The organism is Nocardia caishijiensis NBRC 108228, from assembly GCF_001612825.1.
Classification (GTDB): Bacteria; Actinomycetota; Actinomycetes; order Mycobacteriales; family Mycobacteriaceae; genus Nocardia; species Nocardia caishijiensis.
In genome coordinates this window covers 189695-203902 of sequence record NZ_BDBE01000029.1, presented here as the reverse complement: position 1 = coordinate 203902, position 14208 = coordinate 189695, and the positions used below count along the sequence as shown (strand labels likewise).

Sequence of the window (14208 nt, the reverse complement as noted above, 5' to 3'; positions counted from 1 at the left end):
TTTGTCCTGACCACGGCGTTGCCTACACTAGAGCGGTTGCCTGGGCAGATCTGTGTCCGCTCCACGCTTGCCGTGGGCGAACCATGCCGGGCGCCGAGCGCTCGTGAAGAGTACTCATCCGGTCGGTAAGTGCCGCCCGGACCAGCCGAATTGTTGTAGGCCCACGGTCGCCTCGCGCAAGCGGGGAGATGCTGCATGGGAACCGCAGCGAGAAAGGTGTCGAGGTCTAACCATGACCATGACTGATCCGATCGCAGACTTCTTGACACGTCTGCGCAACGCCAACTCGGCGTACCACGATCAGGTGAAGGCTCCGCACTCCAAGCTCAAGGCGAACATCGCCGAGATCCTGAAGCGCGAGGGTTACATCGCCGATTACCGCACCGAAGACGCGCCGGTGGGCAAGGCCCTCGTCGTCGATCTGAAGTACGGCCCCAGCCGTGAGCGCAGCCTGCAGGGCCTGCGTCGCGTGTCGAAGCCGGGTCTGCGCGTGTACGCCAAGTCCACCAACCTGCCCAAGGTCCTCGGCGGCCTCGGCGTGGCGATCATTTCCACGTCGACCGGTCTGCTCACCGACCGTCAGGCGGCCAAGCAGGGCGTGGGCGGCGAAGTCCTCGCCTACGTCTGGTAAGGGAGGTCAGGACTAATGTCGCGTATTGGTAAGAAGCCCATCGAGATTCCGGCAGGCGTCGACGTCACCATCGACGGCCAGGTCGTCACGGTGAAGGGGCCCAAGGGCACCCTGTCGCACACCGTGGCCGAGCCGATCACCGTCACCAAGGGTGAGGGTAACGAGCTCGAGGTCGCCCGTCCCAACGACGAGCGCGCCAACCGTTCGCTGCACGGCCTTTCCCGCACCCTGATCGCCAACATGATCGAGGGTGTCACCAAGGGCTACGAGAAGAAGATGGAAATCTTCGGCGTCGGTTATCGCGTCGCCGCCAAGGGTTCGAACCTGGAGTTCGCCCTCGGCTACAGCCACCCGGTGCCGATCGAGGCCCCGGAAGGCATCACCTTCGCGGTGGAATCGCCCACCAAGTTCTCGGTGTCCGGGATCGACAAGCAGAAGGTCGGCCAGATCTCCGCTGTGATCCACGGACTGCGTAAGCCCGACCCGTACAAGGGCAAGGGCATCCGCTACGCCGGCGAGGTCGTTCGCCGCAAGGTCGGAAAGACGGGTAAGTGATCATGGCGCAAACTGCTAACCAGAAGGCCAAGCGGATTCCGCTGGGCAAGGACGCATCGACGAAGCGTCGTCTGTCGAAGACCCGCCGTCACTTCCGTCTGCGTAAGAAGGTCGTCGGCACCACCGAGCGTCCGCGCCTGGTGGTCAACCGCTCCTCGCGGCACCTGCACGCTCAGCTCGTCGACGATTCGGTCGGCAAGACCATCGCCGCCGCGTCCTCGATCGAGGCCGATGTGCGTGCGCTGGAGGGCGACAAGTCCGCCAAGGGCGCCAAGGTCGGTCAGCTGATCGCCGAGCGCGCCAAGGCCGCCGGTATCGAGTCGGTCGTGTTCGACCGTGGTGGTCACGACTACCACGGCCGCATCGCGGCGCTGGCCGATGCCGCTCGTGAAGGTGGGCTGAAGTTCTGATGACTGTTATTTCGAACGGAAGGAACGTCTGATGCCGGGACGTCAGCGGCGTGACGGCGGCAACGGACCCGCCGGACAGAACAACAACAACAGCGGTGGCCCCGAGGGCAACCGTCGCGGTGGCGGCGATCGTCGCGGCGGCGGCGACCGTCGGGACAACGCGGCCGAGAAGAACCAGCTCGAGCGCGTCGTCGCGATCAACCGCGTCTCCAAGGTCGTGAAGGGTGGTCGTCGCTTCAGCTTCACCGCCCTCGTGATCGTCGGTGACGGCAACGGTCTGGTCGGCGTCGGCTACGGCAAGGCCAAGGAAGTTCCCGCGGCCATCCAGAAGGGTGTCGAGGAGGCTCGCAAGAGCTTCTTCCGCGTCCCGATGATCGGCTCGACCATCACCCACCCGGTTCAGGGTGAGGCGGCGGCCGGTGTGGTCATGCTGCGTCCGGCTTCGCCCGGTACCGGTGTGATCGCCGGTGGTGCGGCGCGTGCCGTGCTCGAATGCGCTGGCATTCACGACATTCTGGCCAAGTCGCTCGGTAGCGACAATGCGATCAACGTCGTTCACGCGACGGTTGCCGCGCTCAAGATGCTCCAGCGTCCCGAAGAGGTTGCCGCGCGTCGCGGTCTGCCGATCGAGGACGTCGCTCCGGCGGGCATGCTGCGTGCGCGTGCGGGACAGGGAGCCTGACCATGGCTGATCTCAAGGTGACCCAGATCAAGAGCACGATCGGTGCCAAGGCGAACCAGCGCGCGAGCCTGCGTACCCTCGGCCTGCGGAAGATCCGCCAGTCGGTGGTTCGTGAGGACAACGCTCAGAACCGCGGTCTGATCAATGTCGTGCGCCACCTCGTAACAGTTGAGGAGGTCTGACATGACCATCAAATTGCACCACCTGCGTCCTGCGCCGGGTTCCAAGACCGAGAAGACCCGTGTGGGTCGCGGTGAGGGTTCCAAGGGCAAGACCGCTGGTCGTGGTACCAAGGGCACGAAGGCCCGCAAGAACGTCCCCGCGGCGTTCGAGGGTGGCCAGATGCCGCTGCACATGCGCCTGCCGAAGCTGAAGGGCTTCACCAACCGCTTCCGCGTGGAGTACCAGGTTGTGAACGTTGGCCGCATCGCGGAGCTGTTCCCCGAGGGCGGCACGGTCGGTAAGGCCGAGCTCGTCGCGGCCGGTGCCGTTCGCAAGAACGAACTGGTGAAGGTCCTCGGCGACGGCGACATCTCCGTCGCCGTGCAGGTGACCGCCGACAAGGTGACCGGCTCCGCCAAGGAGAAGATCGCCGCCGCCGGTGGCACCGTCACCGAACTGGCCTGACGGTACTGTAGTCGCAGTGACACCGGACGAGTCGAGCGCTCGTCCGGTGTCACTGTAGAGTCTCAACAAGTGTTGTCTGCCAAGCTCGTCATCGGCTGACGTCTCCACCACGACGCCGTGTTGGTTCAGTCGCATGGCATGACCATGTCGTTCGCCAGGAGGATCTGTGCTTTCCGCCTTCGTATCGGCCTTCCGGACTCCGGACTTACGGCGGAAGATTCTCTTCACGCTGGGGTTGATCGTGCTGTACCGGTTGGGTGCCGCGCTGCCGTCCCCCGGCGTCAACTATCAGAACGTCCAGGAATGCGTGAAGCTGGTCTCCGGTGGCGATTCCGCCGGTATCTACCAGCTCATCAATCTGTTCTCCGGTGGTGCGCTACTGCAGCTTTCGGTGTTCGCGATCGGCATCATGCCGTACATCACGGCGAGCATCATCATCCAGCTGCTGACCGTGGTCATTCCGCGCTTCGAAGAGCTGCGCAAGGAAGGCCAAGCAGGCCAGACCAAGATGACGCAGTACACCCGCTACCTGTCGATCGCTCTGGCGATCCTGCAGGCCACGGGTCTCGTCGCGCTGGCCGCCCGTGGACAGCTGCTGCAGGGCTGCCAGGAAGACATTCTCGAGGACACCGGCATCTTCGGCATGATCGTCATCGTGCTGGTGATGACCGCCGGTGCGGCGCTGGTGATGTGGTTCGGTGAGCAGATCACCGAGCGTGGTGTCGGCAACGGTATGTCGCTGCTGATCTTCGCCGGTATCGCCGCGCGCATCCCGCTCGACGGCAAGGCCATCCTCGATACCCGTGGTGGTCTCGTCTTCGGCCTGGTGTGTGTCGCCGTCGTGGCGATCATCGTCGCCGTGATCTTCGTCGAGCAGGGTCAGCGCCGGATCCCGGTGCAGTACGCCAAGCGCGTCGTCGGTCGCAAGATGTACGGCGGTTCGTCGACCTATCTGCCGCTGAAGGTCAACCAGGCCGGTGTCATCCCGGTGATCTTCGCGTCCTCGCTGCTCTACCTGCCCAACCTGGTCTCGCAGCTCACCTCGTCGAGCACCACGACGGACCCGAGCTGGTGGCAGGAGATCATCCAGAAGTATCTGGTCGACCCGACCAACCCGGTCTACATCGCCATCTACTTCGGTCTGATCGTTTTCTTCACCTACTTCTACGTGGCGATCACCTTCAACCCGGAGGAACGCGCCGACGAGATGAAGAAGTTCGGTGGCTTCATTCCGGGCTATCGTCCGGGTAAGCCGACCGCCGACTACCTCAATCACGTCCTGAGCCGCATCACCCTGCCCGGCTCGATCTACCTCGGTGCGGTCACCGTCCTCCCGAGCCTGTTCCTCGGCGCCGGTAGCACGGGCCAGTCCGCGAACATGGCCTTCGGCGGTGCCGCGGTGCTCATCATGGTCAGCGTGGGTCTCGACACGGTCAAGCAGATCGAGAGCCAGCTGATGAATCGAAATTACGAAGGGTTCCTCAAGTGAGAGTTGTTCTGCTCGGTCCGCCGGGTGCCGGCAAAGGTACTCAGGCCGTCCTGCTGTCGGAAAAGCTGGGCGTTCCGCACATCTCCACCGGAGACCTCTTCCGCGCGAACATCAGCCAGCAGACCGCGCTCGGTCGCGAGGCGCAGAAGTACATGGACGCCGGTGACCTGGTGCCAAGCGACGTCACCAACCGCATGGTCGAAGCCCGCGTCGCCGAACCGGACGCCGCGAACGGTTTCGTGCTCGACGGTTACCCGCGCACGGTCGACCAGGCCGACGCGCTGAAGAAGATCCTCGAGCACCACGGCAGCGCGCTCGACGCCGTGCTGTGCTTCGTGGTCGCCGAGGACACCGTGGTCGAGCGCATGCTCGCCCGTGGCCGCGCCGACGACACCGAAGACGTCATCCGCAACCGGCTGCGGGTCTACCGCGAGGAGACCGAGCCGCTGCTCGAGTACTACGACGGTCTCGTCGTGACCGTCGACGGCATCGGCGAAGTCGACGATGTCAACGCGCGAGCGCTGAAGGCCCTCGGCCAGTAATGGCATTCGGTCGGAAGAAGAAGGTCGTGCCGTTCCGCACGGCGGGCGAGCTCGATGCCATGGCGGCGGCGGGCGCGATCGTCGGGCGGGCGCTGGTCGCCGTGCGCGACGCCGCCAAGCCCGGCGTGTCGACATTGGAGCTCGACGAGGTCGCCGAGCAGGTGATCCGGGAGGCGGGCGCGGTTCCGTCGTTCAAGGGTTACCACGGCTTCCCCGGCTCGATCTGTTCTTCGGTCAACGACCGTGTGGTGCACGGGATCCCCTCGGCGAGCGACATCCTCGCCGAGGGCGACCTGGTGTCGATCGACTGCGGTGCCATCCTCGACGGCTGGCACGGCGACTCCGCCTGGACCTTCGGCGTCGGCGCCATCATCGAAGCCGACCGCTTGCTGAGCGAGGCCACCAAGTGGTCGATGGAGGCGGGCATCGGCGCGATGGTTCCGGGGAACCGGCTCACCGACGTGTCGCACGCGATCGAGCTCGGTACCCGCGCCGCCGAAGAAGTGCACGGCCGCAAGTACGGCATCGTCGACGGGTACGGTGGCCACGCCATCGGCCGCGAGATGCACATGGACCCGTTCCTGCCGAACGAGGGTGCCCCCGGTAAGGGCCCGCGCCTGGTCGTCGGATCGGTGCTGGCCATCGAGCCGATGCTCACCCTCGGCACCACCGAAACCACCACCCTCGACGACGACTGGACCGTGGTGACCACCGACGGTTCCCGCGCCGCCCACTGGGAACACAGCGTCGCCGTCACCGAAGACGGCCCCCGCATCCTCACCCTCCGCCCGGAATGATGTCGGGAAAGTCGTTCGCGACTTTTCGGTGAAGTAATGTTTCGAATCCGGCTCGGAGCCGGGGTGATCCTGTATCTCTGAGTGATGAGATCTGGCATCGCGGTGATCGCCGTCGTCGCGGGGTGTGCGGCGGCGGTGTCGCTCGGCGGTTGCGGTGAGCCGCCCGTGGAGTCGCGTTATACGGGGTCGGGCAATACCTATGGTTCGGCGAGTGCGGGGTTCGAGACCTGCATGGTGACCGACGCGGGTGGGGTGGACGACAAATCGTTCAACGAGTCCGGCTGGAACGGGGTGAAGGCGGCGGTCGACGCCAACCCCGGTGTCCACGGCTCCTACCGACAGTCCAACAGTTCCGCCGACTACGAGCCCAATCTGCGGGCCTCGGCCGATGACGACTGCGATCTGGTGATCGGGGTCGGCGGGCTGATGGCCGAGGCGGTGGCGCAGGTGGCGGGGGAGTACCCGGATCAGCGTTTCGCCATCGTCGACGCGCACGTGGAGTTGGACAACGTCTATTCGATGGAGTTCAACGCCGCCCAATCCTCTTATCTCGCAGGCTATCTCGCGGCGGGTACGACCAAGACCGGGCGGGTCGCCACCTGGGGCGGCATGCAGATCCCGGCCGTGACGATCTTCATGGACGGTTTCGCGGCCGGGGTGGCGAGATACAACCAGGTCCACCGAACCGGCACCGAGGTGCTCGGCTGGAATGTGGCCGAGCAACGTGGCTCGTTCACGGGCAATTTCGACGACACCAGCGCGGGCCGCTCGTTGACGGAGAATTTCATCGCCCAGGGCGCCGACATCATTCACCCGGTGGCCGGACCCGTCGGGATGGGTGGGGCGTCGGCGGTGCGCGATTCGCCGGGCGTGAGCATGGTCTGGGTCGATTCCGACGGGTACGAGGCGGTGCCCGAATACCAGGACATCATGCTGTCGTCGTCGATGAAGGACATTTCCGCCGCGGTGCGGGTGGCGATCGACAACGCGTTCGCCGAGGGACCGACGGACGGCCGCTATGTCGGCACGCTCGGCAACGGCGGGGTGGGGCTGGCGCCGTTCCACGATTTCGACGGTGCCGTTCCCGAACGACTGAAACAGGAGCTCACGGCCCTGCGCACCGAGATCGTCGAGGGCCGGATCGTGATCGATTCACCGGCCGCCCCCACGCCCTGAGGACATGACATGCGACTCGAAGTACGGGGACTGACCAAGGCTTTCGGCGACTTCCTCGCCGACGACGATGTCGACCTGGTGGTGGAACCCGGCCAGGTGCACGCGATTCTCGGGGAGAACGGCGCGGGCAAATCGACCTTGATGAACATGCTCTACGGCATCGTGGAGCCGACCAGCGGCGACATCCTCATCGACGGCGAGCCCGTGCGTTTCCGCTCGCCCGGTGACGCGATCGCCGCCGGAATCGGCATGGTGCACCAGCATTTCAAACTCGTCGGCCCGTTCAGCGTCGCCGACAATGTGCAGCTGGGTCGAGAGCACGCCAGACGGGGGATTCTCGACCGTGCCGCCGCGCGCGACGCGGTGCGCACGGTGTCGGATCGATACGGCCTCGCGCTCGACCCGGCGGCCATCTGCGAGGATCTGCCGGTCGGTGTGCAGCAGCGCGTGGAGATCGTCAAAGCGCTCTCCGGCGACACCGACCTGCTGATTCTCGACGAACCGACCGCCGTCCTCACCCCGCCGGAGGTCGCGGAACTGCTCGGCATCATTCGCAATCTCACGGCCGCGGGCATGTCGGTGATCTTCATCAGCCACAAGCTCAAGGAGGTGAAGGCCATCGCCGACACCATCACGGTGCTGCGCCGTGGCAAGGTGGTCGCCCACGCCTCGCCCGAGGACAGCGAGGCCGAGCTGGCAGCGGCGATGGTCGGGCGATCGGTGACGCTGACCGTCGAGCGCACCCCGGCCGAACCGGGGGCGGTCGCGCTGGCGGTACGCGATCTCACGGTGCTCGGCGAGCGGGGCACGGCGGTGCTCGACGGACTCGACCTCACCGTGCGATCCGGCGAGATCGTCGGGCTGGCCGGGGTGGAGGGCAACGGCCAGACCGAACTGGCCAGGGCCGTGCTCGGAACCGTTCGCCCGGACCGGGGGACCGTCGAGATGGGTGGGGTGCCGGTGACCTCGTGGGACCCCTACCGGCGGATCGTCGCCGGACTCGGCTACATCCCGGAGGACCGGGGACGCGACGGGCTGGCCGCCGACTTCACCGTGGCCGAGAACCTCGTGCTCAACCAGTACCGTGACCCACCGCTGTCGCACCGAGGCGTGCTCGACAACGGCGCGGTGCGCACCCTGGCCGACAAGGCCATCGCCGACTTCGACATCCGCACGCGGGGCCCGGGCGAGCCGGTGTCCGCGCTGTCGGGCGGCAACCAGCAGAAGGTGGTGATCGCCCGGGAATTCTCCCGTCCCCGTGCGGTGCTGGTGGCCGCGCAACCCACCCGTGGGGTGGACGTCGGTGCCATCGAATTCATTCACAGCAGGCTGGTCGCCGAACGGGATTCCGGGACAGGGGTATTGCTCATCTCCGCCGAACTGGACGAGATCCTCGCGCTGTCCGACCGGATCGCGGTGATCCACAACGGCCGGATCGTCGGCGAGGTCGGCCCGGACACCCCGCGCGAGGTCATCGGTCAGCTGATGGCAGGTCACCGTCCCACCGATTCCGCCACCCCGAGCTGAACTGGCGCCGACATCCTCGAGGATTCCCATGCCGAGTACGACCACCGCGCCGGAGACCGGATCCCGGCCCGACAAGCCGGGTTTCGGCCGCACCTTCACCAGGTACCTGACCGAGGCCAACAGCGTGATGGTGACGGTCTATTCGCTGCTGCTCGCCTTCGCGATCGGCGCGCTGCTCATCATCGTCTCCGATCCGTCGGTGCGCCGGGCCTGGGGATACTTCCTGAATCGGCCCGCCGACGCGCTGAGTTTCTCCTGGCAGGCGGTGAGCACGGCCTACCGTGATCTGTTCGAAGGCGCCATCCTCGACATCGGCCGCCTCGGTGAGTTCTTCGACGGGACGGCCACCCTCGCCCAAGTGCTTCGCCCGATCTCGGAGACGCTCACCTATGCCACCCCGTTGATCTTCACCGGGCTCGCCGTCGGGTTGGCGTTCCGGGCCGGACTGTTCAATATCGGTGGGCACGGGCAGTTCATCTTCGGGATGCTCGGTGCCTTGATCGTCGGTTTCGCCCTCGACCTGCCACCGCTGTTGCACGTGCCGCTCGCGTTGCTGGCCGGTGCGCTCGCCGGTGGTCTCTTCGGTGCGATCCCCGGTGTATTGAAGGCGAAAACCGGTGCGCACGAAGTGATCTCGTCGATCATGCTGAACAATATCGCCACCTATTTCCTGCTGTGGGCGTTGAGCACCGCCTTCATCCATTCGCTCACCTCGCAGGAACTGGTGTCCAAACCGGCCGATATCTCGGCGCGGCTGCCACGGCTCCTGGGTTGGGCCGGGTCGGGCCTGCGGGTGAGTGTCGGCCTGCTGATCGCCGTGGCGCTGGCGGCGGGGATCTGGTGGCTGCTGCGCAGGTCGACCTTCGGCTACCGGATCCGAGCGGTCGGCGCGAATCCGCACGCGGCGCAAACGGCGGGGATCGACATGGGCCGTACGTTCATCACCACGATGGCGGTGTCGGGCGCGCTGGCCGGGATCGGTGGCGGGGCGCTCGTGCTCGGCCTGAATCCGTACACGGTGAATCCGGGAACGGTCGCCGAATTCGGGTTCGACGGCATCACCGTCGCGTTGCTCGGGCGAGCCCATCCGGGCGGGATCGTCGCGGCGGCGCTGCTGTTCGGCGCGCTGAAGTCGGGCACGCTGCACATGCAGCCCGCGATCCCGGTCGAGATGTCCACGCTGTTGCAGGCGGTGATCGTGCTGTTCATCGCCGCGCCCGCCCTGGTGAAAACCCTGCTGCACCTGCGCACTCCGCGCGGTGGGCTCAACACGCTGGAAGCGAGGGGCTGGTGAGTACCGCTGTCGCCGTAACGAAACCGGTCGTCGGGACCGAAACCGCGCGTCACCCGAGAAGTGGGGTCCTACTCGTCGTACTCGGTGTGGTGCTCGCCGGGGCGGCGCTGGTGTGGATGCCCGACGGGCGGGCGACCACCTTCCGGCTCGACCAGACCGTCGAGAACAGTTGGACGATCAACACTTTCGGGATCGTGGTGACGCTCGCACTGGTCACCGTCCTGTCGGGCGTGGCGTTGCTCGCGCGAGCGGTGAGCGCGCGCACGCACGGGGTGATCATCGGGGTGGCGGCGGCCGCGCTGGTGATCGCGGCGCTGTCGTGGGTGGTGACGCCCGGTGTCGGGTTCCCGGTGGAATTCGTGCTGGCCACCACGCTGTTCCTGGCACTGCCGTTCATCTTCGGCGCACTGTCCGGGGTGGTGTGTGAGCGGTCCGGGGTGATCAACCTCGGTATCGAGGGACAGTTCCTGGCCGGTGCCTTCACCGCCGTGCTGTTCGCCTCGATCACCGGCAATCCCTACGTCGGTATTCTCGCGGCGGCCCTCAGCGGCATGGTGTCCACGCTGCTGCTGGCCTGGCTGGCCACCCGATTCGAGGTGAACCAGCTGGTCACCGGTGTGATCTTGAATCTGCTCGCGCTCGGGCTCACCGGGTTCCTGTTCGAGCGGCTCATGCGCATGGACCACTCGCTCAACCAGCCGAGCACGGTGCCGCGCATCGGCGGCTTCCTGCACGACATCGGTCTGGGCTTCCTCACCGACATTCCGATTCTCGGGCCGGTGCTCTTCGACCAGAACCTCTTCGTCTACGTGGCGCTCGCCTGCGTTTTCGGGCTGTCGTACCTGCTGTTCCGCACTCGGTGGGGGTTGCGGACCCGGGCCGTCGGCGAGCACCCGGCGGCCGCCGACGCCGCCGGTATCGATGTGAACCGGCTGCGGTTCTGGAACGTCACGTGCGCGGGCGCGCTGTCGGGTTTCGGTGGCGCCTTCTTCACCATCGCCAACAATGTGGCCTTCAGCAAGAACATGACCGCGGCGCTCGGCTTCGTGGCACTCGCGGTGATGATCGTCGGCCGGTGGCACCCTGTCGGCGCCCTGCTCGCGGCCCTGCTCTTCGGCTTCTCCAGCGCCCTGGAACGTTTCCTCAACACCATGCCCGGCAATCCGATCCCCACCGAATTCCTCGGCATGTTGCCTTACGTGGTGACGCTCGTCGTGGTCGCCGGATTCGTCGGCAAAGCCGTCGCCCCCGCCGCCGACGGCATCCCGTACCGGCCGGGCGACAACTAGTCAGCCCTCGAGCAGAACGGTGACCGGCCCGTCGTTGGTGAGATCGATGCGCATGTGCGCCCCGAATTTCCCGGTGGCCACGGTGGCGCCCAGGTCACGGAGCGCCCCGGCGAAGGCGTCGATGAGCGGTTCGGCGACAGGGCCGGGCGCGGCGGCGTTCCACGAGGGGCGGCGGCCCTTGGCGGTGTTGGCGTAGAGCGTGAACTGGCTGACGACGAGGATCGGCGCGTTCAGATCGGCGGCCGACCGCTCACCGTCCAGGACGCGCAGACGAAAAGTCTTGTCCGCCAGGGACTTCGCGGTTTCTTCGGTGTCGGTGTGGGTGACGCCGACCAGGGCGAGCAGACCGTGTGGCACACCGGCCGCGGCCGGATCGATCCGCCCGACGACCTGGCCGTCGACCGTCACCTGAGCGGTGGTCACACGCTGCAGCAATATTCGCACAGCTGTCCATCATGCCGGGTGAGGCGAATCGGTGATCTCCGGACCACCGACCCGCCGCTGGCAGCGTCAGTCCTTGCCGAAGAAGAGGATGTCGGGGCCGTAGTCGGTGAGGGGGCGTTTTTCGGCGGCTTGGCGGATGCCGCTGCCGGGGAGTTCGGTGACCTTGGCGAACATGGCCGCGTTGCCGAAGGCTGCGCGCACCTGGGTCTCGGAGGCGTAGTCGGCGCCGTAGTCGGCCAGGGTGGCGAAATCGAGGGGCGCCAGGGGCGCGTCGAGGGGTGCTTGGCCCGCGGGGCGGCCGAGGGCGGCGTACTGGGTTGCCACGCCGTTGTCGTAGAGGCACAGCTCGTAGGAGATGTTCTCGATGGTGGCGACGGTGAGCACCGGCCACTTCGCCGACAAGGCGACAGCCAACGGGTGCTTGCCGAGGGCGCCGATCTCCCAGTTCAGGCTCTTCACCGAAACCCAGCTGCCCGAAGCTCTTTCAACGAGCACGACGTCGGCGCCGAGTTCGGTGTCGGGGTTCACCTTCGGCTCTTTGACACCCCAATGCCGTTCGTGCACACCGGCGAACCGGCCCGCGTCGACCGGCGTGGCACCGTGGGTGGCGTAGGCGGCGCCGACAGCGGCACGGACCTGCTCGAGTGCGTCCGGCGCCGAGCAGCGCACCGCTATCGCACCGTAGGTCGCGGTGATCTCGACGGGCCGTGACGGCGGTTCGGGCATGGCGCCCGCGGCGAGCGGCTTGAGCCCGACAAGCGCCAGACGCCAATTGATTTCGTCGATGGTCGCCAGGTCACCGCCCGACTGGTACAGGATCTGCTGCTGCGTCAAGCGGCCCGCGCGCTCGAGCGTCGGAGCGCCGAGCTTGTGCAGTGCCTGGGTGGTCTTGAGGGTGAGGTCGAGGTCCTCGATCCGGGTTTCGCGCAGCTGAGCCGTGCTCGCCGTGGTGGTGACCTGCGAGTACAGCGCGCGATAGCTGGCGATGGCCTGCTTGCGGGAACGTCCGACCATCAGCGTCCGCAACAGCGTGCTCAGGCTGGCCAGATACTTGCCCGGTTGCTCGGGTGCCCGCGCGTACATCGCCGCCCGGATTCGTACCGCCGACTCCGTGGCCGCCACCGCCGCCTCGTGATCGAGCCGCATCAGCCACACACCGCACTTGGACAACCCGTCCGCGCACATCGCCTGCACATCCGGATAGTCCTGTGCCACTTGCCGATACGCCGAACACGCACTGCGGATGGTGTTGGTCGCGAGCTGACGGTGCCCCACCAACCGCGTGGCCTGCTCGAACAGTCGCAACGCGTCCTGGAGCGCGCCCGCGTACTCGTAGGAGACGAAACCCTCGACCAGCCAGTGCAGTCGGATGGCCACCGCTTCCTGCGCGGGCTCGAGCGCCTCGGCTGTGCGGTCGCGACCCGACGGGTCGTCGCGGGTGGTGAGCAGTCCCTGTGCCAGTTCGGTGAGCGAACCGGCCAGCCGGAGGTAGTCCTCGGCCTGTTGGCTGCGGCTGTTGGCGCGATCGGCGGCAACGCGCCGTTCGAGGCCGCTCAGGTCGGTCATGAGCGGTTCCGTCGCGACGTCAATCTCGAGCCCCATCATCGTTGCTGCGCAGGTCGGCGCACCGACCCAGGTTGTGGTCTACCGAGTCTGCCACAGTTGTCCCCGGCGTGTGGCTCAGCTGTGTAGGTGACTGTCGAGGTGATGAACTCCTGGTGACAAGCGGGTGCGAAACCGCAGGAGAGGGCCAGTGCCGGTGTGCGCCTGTCGTTCTGGAGGCCTGCATCCGGGTGCTCGCCGTGGCATACTCGAGAGGTATTACCCGAGGGTGGAGGAGCGTCGAGATGGCAGACAAGGTCGAATTCGATGAGCATCTGTTTCGCGGTGCGGCTGCCAAGACCGGTCTGGTGAACGACCGGGTCACCAGCATCATGGACACCCTCAAGGCCTCGGTCGACAGCCATCACGGTTGCTGGGGGCACGACACCATCGGCAACACCTTCGCCAATGGTCAGGACGGCTCCGGCGGTTACACCAAGTCGAGCAAGCTGCTCACCGACAACGGTGACGCGGTGGCCGACGGTTTCGCCAACATGTCCCAGTCGCAGACCGAAACCGCGGAGTTCCTGCACAATATGGACCTCGACAACCGCTACGGACTGCGCTGAGCTGGTATTCGCGACAATGGTGAACGAGCAGGCCAGAGCCGACATGGCCGACATTCTCGAAGGTGTGCAGGAACAGATGCGCACCATCGCCCGGCTCCAGCAGGAACGCGCGACCCTGACCGCGACCGCCACCGTGCGCAGACACGTCACAGTGACGGTGAACGCGGACAACGTGGTGATCGAGACGAAATTCGGCCCCGATGTCGAAGACCTGAGCTATGCCGAGATCGCCAAGGCGGTCACCGAGGCGGCCAAGCAGGCATCGGCCGACATGGCGCGCCAGACGAGCCAGTTGCTCGAGCCGCTGAACACCCAGCGCGCCCGCATGCCGAAACTGTCCGACCTGGTGGAGGGCATGCCCGAAATCACGGTGCCGGAACAGGTGAAAGCGCCGACCACGGCCCCGAATTCGCCGACGCGCGTCGCCGACGCGGACAAGCCGATGGAGTTCTCCGGGACCGTCGACCCCGGTCCCGGCCGCGATCGAGGTGGCTCGGTCACCGACTCGAGCTGGTGAGCGCGGACTTTCACGGGTAATCGGATATGGCGATCACCATCCCGGGGTGGCTCCAAC

Annotated in this window: 17 protein-coding genes; 15 read left to right on the top strand and 2 right to left on the bottom strand. The window is 66.4% G+C overall.

From position 1 onward, the window contains the following. The first annotated feature begins 232 nt into the window (after window positions 1-232). The 13 genes from rpsH (at window position 233) to NC7_RS12270 (ending at window position 11019) form a co-directional block, all read left to right on the top strand. Window positions 233-631, top strand: a complete 399-nt coding sequence (gene rpsH / locus NC7_RS12330; protein ID WP_067491077.1) for a 30S ribosomal protein S8 — start codon at window positions 233-235, stop codon at window positions 629-631. A 15-nt stretch (window positions 632-646) separates the two neighbouring features. Further along, the gene (rplF, locus tag NC7_RS12325; protein WP_019045067.1) at window positions 647-1186 is read left to right on the top strand and encodes a 50S ribosomal protein L6; all 540 of its coding nucleotides are present in this window, start codon (window positions 647-649) and stop codon (window positions 1184-1186) included. A 2-nt stretch (window positions 1187-1188) separates the two neighbouring features. Continuing rightward, window positions 1189-1596, top strand: coding sequence for a 50S ribosomal protein L18 (rplR, locus tag NC7_RS12320; protein WP_067491072.1), 408 nt, complete (start codon window positions 1189-1191; stop codon window positions 1594-1596). A gap of 31 nt (window positions 1597-1627) precedes the next feature. Then, the gene (gene rpsE / locus NC7_RS12315) at window positions 1628-2278 is read left to right on the top strand and encodes a 30S ribosomal protein S5 (RefSeq protein WP_067982256.1); all 651 of its coding nucleotides are present in this window, start codon (window positions 1628-1630) and stop codon (window positions 2276-2278) included. 2 nt (window positions 2279-2280) lie between these two features. Then, entirely contained in the window at window positions 2281-2460 is a 180-nt protein-coding gene (gene rpmD, locus NC7_RS12310; RefSeq protein ID WP_067491217.1) for a 50S ribosomal protein L30, read from the top strand. 1 nt (window position 2461) lies between these two features. Continuing rightward, window positions 2462-2905 (top strand): 50S ribosomal protein L15, encoded by a 444-nt coding sequence (rplO, locus tag NC7_RS12305; RefSeq protein ID WP_067982253.1) that lies wholly within the window; start codon window positions 2462-2464, stop codon window positions 2903-2905. A 166-nt stretch (window positions 2906-3071) separates the two neighbouring features. Then, the gene (secY, locus tag NC7_RS12300) at window positions 3072-4394 is read left to right on the top strand and encodes a preprotein translocase subunit SecY (RefSeq protein WP_067982250.1); all 1323 of its coding nucleotides are present in this window, start codon (window positions 3072-3074) and stop codon (window positions 4392-4394) included. Next, a complete protein-coding gene (locus NC7_RS12295) occupies window positions 4391-4936 on the top strand; it encodes an adenylate kinase (protein WP_067982249.1) in 546 nt (181 codons plus the stop codon). The genes secY and NC7_RS12295 overlap by 4 nt, the downstream gene beginning before the upstream one ends. Further along, window positions 4936-5733 carry a type I methionyl aminopeptidase gene (gene map / locus NC7_RS12290; RefSeq protein ID WP_067982246.1) on the top strand — a complete coding sequence of 266 codons (798 nt, stop codon included), beginning with the start codon at window positions 4936-4938 and terminating at the stop codon, window positions 5731-5733. Before NC7_RS12295 ends, map begins: the two co-directional genes overlap by 1 nt. A gap of 84 nt (window positions 5734-5817) precedes the next feature. Next, the gene (locus NC7_RS12285; RefSeq protein WP_067982243.1) at window positions 5818-6909 is read left to right on the top strand and encodes a BMP family lipoprotein; all 1092 of its coding nucleotides are present in this window, start codon (window positions 5818-5820) and stop codon (window positions 6907-6909) included. A 9-nt stretch (window positions 6910-6918) separates the two neighbouring features. Further along, window positions 6919-8436 (top strand): ABC transporter ATP-binding protein, encoded by a 1518-nt coding sequence (locus NC7_RS12280; protein ID WP_067982239.1) that lies wholly within the window; start codon window positions 6919-6921, stop codon window positions 8434-8436. A 28-nt stretch (window positions 8437-8464) separates the two neighbouring features. Next, a complete protein-coding gene (locus tag NC7_RS12275; protein ID WP_084458425.1) occupies window positions 8465-9730 on the top strand; it encodes an ABC transporter permease in 1266 nt (421 codons plus the stop codon). Beyond that, window positions 9727-11019, top strand: coding sequence for an ABC transporter permease (locus NC7_RS12270; RefSeq protein WP_157101958.1), 1293 nt, complete (start codon window positions 9727-9729; stop codon window positions 11017-11019). Before NC7_RS12275 ends, NC7_RS12270 begins: the two co-directional genes overlap by 4 nt. On the opposite strand, the gene dtd is transcribed toward NC7_RS12270, so the two are convergent. Both dtd and NC7_RS12260 read right to left on the bottom strand, forming a co-directional pair. Further along, a complete protein-coding gene (gene dtd, locus NC7_RS12265) occupies window positions 11020-11463 on the bottom strand; it encodes a D-aminoacyl-tRNA deacylase (RefSeq protein ID WP_067982233.1) in 444 nt (147 codons plus the stop codon). Window positions 11464-11529: 66 nt separating this feature from the next. Then, entirely contained in the window at window positions 11530-13029 is a 1500-nt protein-coding gene (locus NC7_RS12260; RefSeq protein ID WP_236573254.1) for a hypothetical protein, read from the bottom strand. Between the two features lie 281 nt (window positions 13030-13310). Here NC7_RS12260 and NC7_RS12255 point away from each other — a divergent pair, with 281 nt between their 5' ends. Both NC7_RS12255 and NC7_RS12250 read left to right on the top strand, forming a co-directional pair. Then, window positions 13311-13634, top strand: coding sequence for a hypothetical protein (locus tag NC7_RS12255; RefSeq protein ID WP_067982228.1), 324 nt, complete (start codon window positions 13311-13313; stop codon window positions 13632-13634). A 16-nt stretch (window positions 13635-13650) separates the two neighbouring features. After that, window positions 13651-14151, top strand: coding sequence for a YbaB/EbfC family nucleoid-associated protein (locus NC7_RS12250; RefSeq protein ID WP_067982225.1), 501 nt, complete (start codon window positions 13651-13653; stop codon window positions 14149-14151). Window positions 14152-14208: the final 57 nt, after the last annotated feature.

Excerpts from the sequence above, each read along its gene's own strand:
- rplO (WP_067982253.1), top strand. The coding sequence starts at position 2,462 with ATGACCATCAAATTGCACCACCTGCGTCCTGCGCCGGGTTCCAAGACC.
- NC7_RS12280 (WP_067982239.1), top strand. The coding sequence starts at position 6,919 with ATGCGACTCGAAGTACGGGGACTGACCAAGGCTTTCGGCGACTTCCTC.
- NC7_RS12260 (WP_236573254.1), bottom strand. The coding sequence starts at position 13,029 with ATGACCGACCTGAGCGGCCTCGAACGGCGCGTTGCCGCCGATCGCGCC.
- rpsE (WP_067982256.1), top strand. The coding sequence starts at position 1,628 with ATGCCGGGACGTCAGCGGCGTGACGGCGGCAACGGACCCGCCGGACAG.
- rplF (WP_019045067.1), top strand. The coding sequence starts at position 647 with ATGTCGCGTATTGGTAAGAAGCCCATCGAGATTCCGGCAGGCGTCGAC.
- map (WP_067982246.1), top strand. The coding sequence starts at position 4,936 with ATGGCATTCGGTCGGAAGAAGAAGGTCGTGCCGTTCCGCACGGCGGGC.
- NC7_RS12250 (WP_067982225.1), top strand. The coding sequence starts at position 13,651 with ATGGTGAACGAGCAGGCCAGAGCCGACATGGCCGACATTCTCGAAGGT.
- rplR (WP_067491072.1), top strand. The coding sequence starts at position 1,189 with ATGGCGCAAACTGCTAACCAGAAGGCCAAGCGGATTCCGCTGGGCAAG.
- NC7_RS12285 (WP_067982243.1), top strand. The coding sequence starts at position 5,818 with ATGAGATCTGGCATCGCGGTGATCGCCGTCGTCGCGGGGTGTGCGGCG.
- NC7_RS12275 (WP_084458425.1), top strand. The coding sequence starts at position 8,465 with ATGCCGAGTACGACCACCGCGCCGGAGACCGGATCCCGGCCCGACAAG.
- NC7_RS12255 (WP_067982228.1), top strand. The coding sequence starts at position 13,311 with ATGGCAGACAAGGTCGAATTCGATGAGCATCTGTTTCGCGGTGCGGCT.
- rpsH (WP_067491077.1), top strand. The coding sequence starts at position 233 with ATGACCATGACTGATCCGATCGCAGACTTCTTGACACGTCTGCGCAAC.
- rpmD (WP_067491217.1), top strand. The coding sequence starts at position 2,281 with ATGGCTGATCTCAAGGTGACCCAGATCAAGAGCACGATCGGTGCCAAG.